At 58.8% G+C, this 434-nt stretch carries 1 protein-coding gene; it reads left to right on the forward strand.

Features of this window, described 5'->3' with window-relative positions:
* Nucleotides 1-251: 251 nt before the first annotated feature.
* The coding region (locus AB1462_RS32150; RefSeq protein WP_367249155.1) for a hypothetical protein at nt 252-434 on the forward strand (183 nt) is incomplete at its 3' end.

Here is a 434-nt window from a genome sequence, read left to right on the forward strand (position 1 = left end):
GGAAAAGAGACCGTCAGGTTCTGGACTACCGCTATGAATAGGTGCCATTTTTAATGCCGTTGTTTGGCAAAGGCTGACGAGCGTTTAGAATGAGGGCTATGGCACTCAAGGCATTGATCCGCATCTATCGAAAACACTGACCTGTCTTTCATGTCGCGGCCGTCGCTCTTGTCGGCGCTTCGCTCTTGGTGTCTATCCAGCCGTCCTCGAATTCGCGGCCGACCGAAGAACAAGAACGGCGCGAGATGGCAATGCTCGATTTCGCTCTTGCGCCCGCGCCGCTTCGGGACATGGCGCTGCGCATAGCCGCCGGCGACGCACCGGAGGTGGATGCTTTGCGAGCGCTGGGTCCGGAGATCGACCGGTCCTATCCCAACCGGCCTCGCATCGGCGAGACTCTCCTGACGGCGGCACTTCGATACCGAAACCTGAAG

Origin of the sequence: Pseudomonas sp. SB113 (assembly GCF_040754745.1) — a bacterium.
Classification (GTDB): Bacteria; Pseudomonadota; Gammaproteobacteria; order Pseudomonadales; family Pseudomonadaceae; genus Aquipseudomonas; species Aquipseudomonas grimontii.